Genomic DNA, 7137 nt, shown 5'->3' with positions numbered 1-7137 from the left:
CATGCATGCCTAAACCAGAAGGTTGGGTAGAGCGTCCACCACGCGAGCGCAATGATCGTGGTCGTGGTAGAGATGACCGTCGTGGCGGTGGCCGTCGTGATGACCGTCGTAGAGATGATCGTCCACGTCGTGATAATGATAGTGATTCTAAATCTGAAGAATAACAAACCGCATTTCGAGTACCTTGATGCTCGCAAATGTTTATAAATTCAAAATGCCTCTTGAGATTCAAGAGGCATTTTTTTATATAAATAACTAATTTATGCACTAGGGTTTTTATGTCCGTCCATATTTTTATCAAAAATACGAACTCCAATATATGGGATAATAAACGACAATATACTTAAGACTTTAAGCCAGACAAGTTCACTTTGAATGAATAACCCATAAATAACAAGAAACAGACCACTAGCTAAAAAAATAATTTTTACAATTATTTTAGGTTTAAGAATAAAAGGTAAAATTAGATATGCAAAACCTACAAACGCACATATTGAATAAATCATTGCTACCAAATTTTTATGTCATATAGTAAATAAACTCACCAACCATTATAGCTGCTCCAAATGGACCTGCAAATATGGTAATAATTTTTTTCGCGGCCTTTAAAGCTGCACTTCTAAAAGCAGCGGCGGCGGCATCTACAGCTGCGCTAGCTGCAACCTCACCAACATAAAGTGTACCAAGAGCTTCACCTGCTTGTACTAATGCTGTAATTCCAACTACCTCGAGTAAGCAATCCACGAAGGCACTTTCCGTAGCATTTTCATAGCTTCCACCAGCAACAATTCCTGTACCAAGATAAAATAAATCCAAATCACCTTCTGAACCGACTTCTAATAACAAATCACTTTCCTCAACACCTAGATTTGTATAGATTACTTTAGTCTGATTAATTATCTGTTGTTTAATTAATTCATTTGAAGGAACATCAAAAAATGTTTGTTCATTATTATGATTTTGATATGCTAAACTCAAACCTTCAGTTAATTCTTTCAAATTATTTAGTTGAGATAATCTAGTTTCTATATCCGGTAGAATAATAGGTTCTCCCGCATTTTTAAAATTTGATTGATCATCACTATTTCGTATGGTAGACAACTCATCAGGACTACAAGAATTTAAAACTAAACAAAGTCCGAAAAATAAAAACGGTAAAAATTTAAAATGTTTTTTCATTATAAAAATATTAAAGTTAATGCCTACTCTTATCGATTTTCAGCTTTCCTCGTTTTAGGGGATTTTTATTTAGACTTGCAAATCTTTTGTAAATCAAAAAAAAACGTGTACAAGCAAGTTTTTAAGAGTTGCTTAATAGGATTTTTTGAAATCTTTAACTCGTTTTAGATGTTTTGTTTAAGATTTAAATAAGTACTTTATTCCTATAAATAAACAGTTTGTCTTACATATCATCCATAAACTCTTTATATTAGATTCAAGGATAACTCAGGTAGTTTTTAATTCTGCGAGCAGCTTCAAAAACCCTAAATTTGCATAACCACAAAAAAATCAAAAATGCCTAACCTAATCGCCCCATCAGTACTCGCCGCAGATTTTGCTAACCTACAACGTGATGTAGAAATGATCAATCAATCAGATGCAGACTGGTTTCATATAGACATTATGGATGGTGTTTTTGTTCCTAATATTTCTTTTGGGATGCCGGTTTTAAGAGATATCGCAAAGCACGCGACCAAAACTATTGATTGTCATTTAATGATTGTCGATCCAGATCGTTATGTAAAGACGTTTGCAGATTTAGGTTGTGATATTCTTACCGTACATTATGAAGCGTGTACACATCTACATAGAACCCTGCAACTCATAAAATCACACGGTATGAAAGCTGGCGTAGCGTTGAATCCACATACGAGTGTAGATTTACTTAAAGATACCATTCAAGATATTGATATGGTATGTTTAATGAGTGTGAATCCTGGTTTTGGTGGGCAAAGCTTTATTGAAAACACTTACGATAAAGTAAGCCAACTCAAAGAAATAATCGACCAAAAAGGTTGTGAAACGCTCATTGAAATTGATGGTGGCGTTACTAATAAAAATGCAAAACAATTAGTAGATGCTGGTGCTGACGTATTAGTAGCTGGTAGTTATGTGTTTAAATCAGATGATCCTACGGCTACTGTCAAAGATTTAAGAGCGATGGTGAACTGATAGTGTAGTCAGCAGTTATTTAGTCCACAGTTTACAGCTTGAGCATATTGCGAGTGAGATACGAGCCTGGCAAACTTGTTTAAGTATTTTAATGCTACATTAGTTGGTAAACTTTCTGTTAATAGTGCCAGTTTGATTTTCGTTTTGATTTTATTTTTTACTACTCAACAACTCCATCAAATCAGGATCTTGCCCTAATAACACTGCCTCACTATTAATACGACCTTCTAACGGTCCATTTTCAAGTTTCAATACACCACGCGGACATACAGCACTACAAATACCACATCCTACACAACTGGAACGTATGATATTTTCACCTTTTTGAGCATAGGAGCGCACGTCTATTCCCATCTCGCAATAGGTAGAACAGTTACCACAAGAAATACACTGACCACCATTTGTGGTAATTCTAAATTTTGAAAACAATCGTTGTTGCATTCCTAGAATTGCTGCCATAGGACATCCAAAACGACACCAGGCACGATTCCCTAGAATAGGATAAAAACCCGTTCCTATCACACCAGAAAATATAGAGCCTATTAAAAATCCATAGGTAGATCTTACTGTGTAATGTTTAAAGAAAAATAAGGACTCTGTTCCTGCCATGAAATGAATCGCGATAAATGCTAGAATGATCATTAGAAAACCTATCGCACCATATTTAGCATCTTGCTGTAATTCATCTCTTTTAAAAATCCAGATTAAGGCAAATAATACAGTTAAAAACACCGCTGTTCCTATTAAGAAACTTGTCGCTGTTAACCAGTATGTGCCATCATTTCCTAAATACGAGTGGATCACTCCTACCGTGGAAATCACCGCAAAAACCAATACCGTATGAATTAACCAGCGTTCTATGTTCCATGCTTTAGTTGATTTATCTGATAATTGTCTAAAAGCATCTCCAGCAGTCTCGGCGAGTCCACCACAACCACAAACCCAACTACAGTACCATCGTTTACCATATTTGTAAGTAAGTATAGGTGTAATCACAAAAATAGATGCGATCCCAAAGAGTAACATCGTCAATCCTAGACTACCGTTTGCTAATAGTTGATCTATATTCCATTGATCAAATAAGTAATAATTTAATGGCCATACATTCTTAAGATCGTAGTACGGTAGGTCTTTAGTTGCATTCAATCCAGCCATAATCTCTGGAATAAAAAAGGCAAAAGCCGTCTGAAAAAACATCACGCTTCCCGTGCGTATCACTTCATAACTGTTATGACGGTATTTCCAGATAAATTTGATACCAAAACTCAATATCGCAACGGTATATAAAGTTCCATAAACAAACCACTGACTGGCTGGTTTTCCTTTTAACAGGTATGATAATGGATCAAATAAACCTATTAAGCCGCTGTTAGCGGCACCATCGCTGGCTTGACCTAAGGTTGCAGGAAAGAAATACAACACGATATAGAATGAGGTCAGAAATATGGCTAGTATCCAACCCCAAAATCCGCGACTGGAAAGGTCCTTAAACCATACACCATCGTTTTTAATGCCACCTTGTTTGTGGCCGTATTGCGCTTTCGCGAAAGCGATAACACCACCAAATATCAGAATTAAAGAAGCTGTAAGCCAGTAACCAGCACCTGGTAAATGGATGTTGAAAAATGCCAAAACCAAAATAAATAAGCCTAGCATTCCTATGGCACTAGCAATTTTTTCAGGTTTAGATAGTGCTTTAGGCGGTTCTCCTGTTAAGGACATGTTGCGTTGATAGACACTCATAGTGCTATAGTTTTTCAGATATAAAATCTGTGTTAGTTGTTGATTTGATTAAGCGGTAGCGTGTTGGGTAGATCGAAAATTCTTTAAAATCTCTTTGAACGGTCTGTCAAAAAACTCAGGATTAAAGCAGGCCTTTTTTAAATTTTTCATCACTTCATCTACTGTTTTCTCCTCTGTCAACCATTGATCAAAAATCTCGTGCTTCATCCTAATTCCAAAGGTGTTGATCCCAATAAATTTTCTAGTAGCGATGTCATATTCCACGGTGACTGCTCTCACGCCATCTTCATGTTCCCAATTAAAATGTGCGTGACCTTCTTTAGGTGTACTCCATACCCAACCGTAAGTCTGGTATTCTATATCAAAGAATTTTGCACTATTGAACCAGTGACCTGGGTTCCATGTTGTAGGATTTCCACATAAGGTTTGCGCCAGCACTTCACCCATCATACGACCGGTGTACCAGACGGCTTCAATAGGTTTACGCTCACCTACTGGCTCGCGTTGCTGTGCACAGTCACCTATGGCATATACATTTTTAACGCTAGTTTCTAGATAACGATCTACTAGAATGCCGCGTTGCAATTCTATTCCAGAATTTTCTAGAAATGAAATTTGCGGTGTTACACCAGCGCATAAGCCTACAAAATCACATGGAATGGTTTCTCCATTTTTAGTAATAATGGCTTTTACTTTCCCGGAATCATCTGGAATGATTTCGGCCATTTCTTCTTCTTCACGTAAATCGATGTGATGTGAACGTACATGTTTAGATATTAAATCAGCATTTGATCTAGGCAACACACCACTCCAGAACCCTTTTTCACGGATTAAAAAAGTTACAGGAATTTGTCGCGATGCCATCATCTCTGCCAGCTCTACTCCTATTAATCCGCCACCTATAATGACGGCTCTTTTACATACTTTATTATTAGGTGCTGTGATTTCTAGCTGTTCTAGGTCTTGTTTAGAAACCAGTCCTTGCACACCTTCTAGATCTTGTCCTGGCCAGCCAAATTTATTTGGGATACTTCCTGTTGCCAGAATAAGCTTATCATAAACAATATCACGACCCGAGTTTAAATGCACTTTTTTAGCTGCTGTTTCTACGGTATGTACATAGTCATGAACGAGTTCGATACGGTTTTTTGCCCAGAAATCATTTTCATACGGTTGTGTGTGCTCAAATTTCATGTGTCTCATATAGACATACATCAATGCGGTCCTAGAGAAGAAGAATTCAGACTCGGCACTAATGATGGTAATGCGGTTATCAGACAATTTACGGATATGTCGTGCCGCAGTAACTCCTGCAATTCCATTTCCTATGATGACTATATGATCCATATCGATTTGTTGAATAAATAGGTGACAAATTAATGAATAGTTATCTCAATTCTTGTTATATATTTAACTAATTAGATAATCGATAGTTCCCGAATTAACAATTAATTGAGTGTAGTACACTTGTAAGTGGTAGTGTAATTGCTATAGTTTAAGTAACTTTATAAAAAATATGGTTATGAGTACGGAAGAATTAAAAGAAGCGATTAAAACAAGTATTGAAGGTATTGAAGATTTGAATTTTCTGGAAGCTTTAAAATCAATAATAGAGAAAAGGCAACAGAATTCTCAAAATGCTTACACTACTGAAAATATAGACCTACATGTGGAGCAAATCATGAAAGACAATCATGAGTTGCTTAAAAGGTTAGCTCAATGATAACGATTCAGCAGGCATTAAGAATTCATGAATTACAAATTAAAATTCATGGTGGTGCTTCAGGAATAAGAGATTTTGCACTTTTAGAAGCTGCAATGGCGAGACCATTTTCAACCTTTGATGGAATAGATTTATACCCTACATCTGTAGAAAAAGCAGCAGCAATTTTAGAAAGTATTTTGCTGAATCATCCTTTTGTGGATGGAAATAAAAGAACAGGTTATGTTTTAATGGAATTAATACTTAGGCTGGACGGACTTATGGTAGTACTAGACCTTGAAACACAATATACATTCACCATACAAGTCGCTGAAGGCAAATTAAACATAGATCAAATCACCAAATGGTTAAACGATCATGTAACTCCATTTGCTCCATAATATGTTCAGATTTATATGCTACTTCATTTCATTATTATGGATACTTTGTTCCTGTAACAACTCATCAAAAAATCTTGCTGTCAATGATATGGATAGTGAGCATAATATCTTAAACTCTGAAAAAATCAACGGCATCACACTAGTTGCAACGCATAATCCCATAGACTCCACTGCCATCACGCCTATTGTGAATTTTAATGCAAATCATGCCGTAATTGTTCCTTATGCCTGGATGAAAGCTCTGGATGAACCACAGGTCCATTATGATGAAGTACGCGGCGATTGGGGCGAGAAACCACATGGCGTTAAAAAAACTATAGCGTTAATGAAAGCGCAACAACTAGACATTCTTATTAAACCTCAACTATGGATAGGGCACGGTGATTATACCGGTAATATTCATTTAACAACAGAAGAAGACTGGAAAACCCTAGAGAATAGTTACACAAATTACATCATGCGATTTGTAACCATAGCCGCACAAGAAAATGTAGCGATGTTTTGTGTAGGTACTGAGCTGGATTCTTTTGTGAAATTGCGTCCTGAATTTTGGGATCAGTTGATTAAAAATATACGCGAGGTTTATAAAGGCAAACTTACCTATGCAGCAAATTGGGATAATTATGACGATGTTCAGTTCTGGGAACAACTCGATTATATAGGTGTAGATGCTTACTTTCCTGTAAGTGAAGAAAAAACGCCATTACTTGCAACAGTAAAAGAGTCGTGGAAAAAATGGAAGGTTGATTTGAGCACGCTTTCGCGAAAGCATAATAAAAAAATCCTATTTACTGAATACGGCTACATCAGTGCAGATTATGCAGGTAAGAAACCATGGAAAAATGCCGCAGAAAATCATGAAGTGAATGAAAAAGCACAGGCCGTTTTACTACAAGGTTTATATGAATCCCTATGGAATGAAGAATGGATGGCTGGTGGTTTTATATGGAAATATCATGCAGAAGATAGTAGATGGCACGGTTTTGAAAAACGATTTACACCTCAGGATAAACTGGCACAAGACGTGATTACTAGGTTTTATGGAATGAGGAATGAGGAATGAGGAATGAGGAATGAGGAATGAGGAATGAGGAATGAGGAATGAGGAATGAGGAATGA

7 protein-coding genes are annotated in these 7137 nt (G+C 36.6%); 4 read left to right on the top strand and 3 right to left on the bottom strand.

Annotated features, from left to right (window positions below; translation table 11 throughout):
- Window positions 1–519: 519 nt before the first annotated feature.
- Window positions 520–1179 (bottom strand): hypothetical protein, encoded by a 660-nt coding sequence (locus ACTF48_RS10630; protein ID WP_438963136.1) that lies wholly within the window; start codon window positions 1177–1179, stop codon window positions 520–522.
- Between the two features lie 336 nt (window positions 1180–1515).
- Between ACTF48_RS10630 and rpe the strand changes: the two genes are divergently transcribed.
- The gene (gene rpe, locus ACTF48_RS10625; RefSeq protein ID WP_438963135.1) at window positions 1516–2172 is read left to right on the top strand and encodes a ribulose-phosphate 3-epimerase; all 657 of its coding nucleotides are present in this window, start codon (window positions 1516–1518) and stop codon (window positions 2170–2172) included.
- A gap of 150 nt (window positions 2173–2322) precedes the next feature.
- Here the strand turns inward: rpe and ACTF48_RS10620 are convergent, their stop codons facing one another.
- Together ACTF48_RS10620 and ACTF48_RS10615 are read right to left on the bottom strand one after the other, a co-directional pair.
- Window positions 2323–3915, bottom strand: a complete 1593-nt coding sequence (locus ACTF48_RS10620) for a 4Fe-4S binding protein (RefSeq protein ID WP_438963134.1) — start codon at window positions 3913–3915, stop codon at window positions 2323–2325.
- Window positions 3916–3963: 48 nt separating this feature from the next.
- Window positions 3964–5262, bottom strand: coding sequence for an NAD(P)/FAD-dependent oxidoreductase (locus tag ACTF48_RS10615; protein WP_438963133.1), 1299 nt, complete (start codon window positions 5260–5262; stop codon window positions 3964–3966).
- A gap of 175 nt (window positions 5263–5437) precedes the next feature.
- Between ACTF48_RS10615 and ACTF48_RS10610 the strand changes: the two genes are divergently transcribed.
- From ACTF48_RS10610 to ACTF48_RS10600, 3 genes are all read left to right on the top strand, one after another.
- The gene (locus ACTF48_RS10610; RefSeq protein ID WP_438963132.1) at window positions 5438–5638 is read left to right on the top strand and encodes a hypothetical protein; all 201 of its coding nucleotides are present in this window, start codon (window positions 5438–5440) and stop codon (window positions 5636–5638) included.
- A complete protein-coding gene (locus ACTF48_RS10605) occupies window positions 5635–6018 on the top strand; it encodes a type II toxin-antitoxin system death-on-curing family toxin (protein ID WP_438963131.1) in 384 nt (127 codons plus the stop codon). The genes ACTF48_RS10610 and ACTF48_RS10605 overlap by 4 nt, the downstream gene beginning before the upstream one ends.
- Before the next feature lie 88 nt (window positions 6019–6106).
- Window positions 6107–7081: a glycoside hydrolase family 113 gene (locus tag ACTF48_RS10600; RefSeq protein ID WP_438963130.1), complete on the top strand. Its 975-nt coding sequence runs from the start codon at window positions 6107–6109 to the stop codon at window positions 7079–7081.
- Window positions 7082–7137: the final 56 nt, after the last annotated feature.

Source organism: Nonlabens sp., assembly GCF_965660805.1.
In the GTDB taxonomy this organism is placed as follows: Bacteria; Bacteroidota; Bacteroidia; order Flavobacteriales; family Flavobacteriaceae; genus Nonlabens.
The sequence above is the reverse complement of the archived record's forward strand: the minus strand, read 5'-3'. Positions and strand labels throughout refer to the sequence as shown.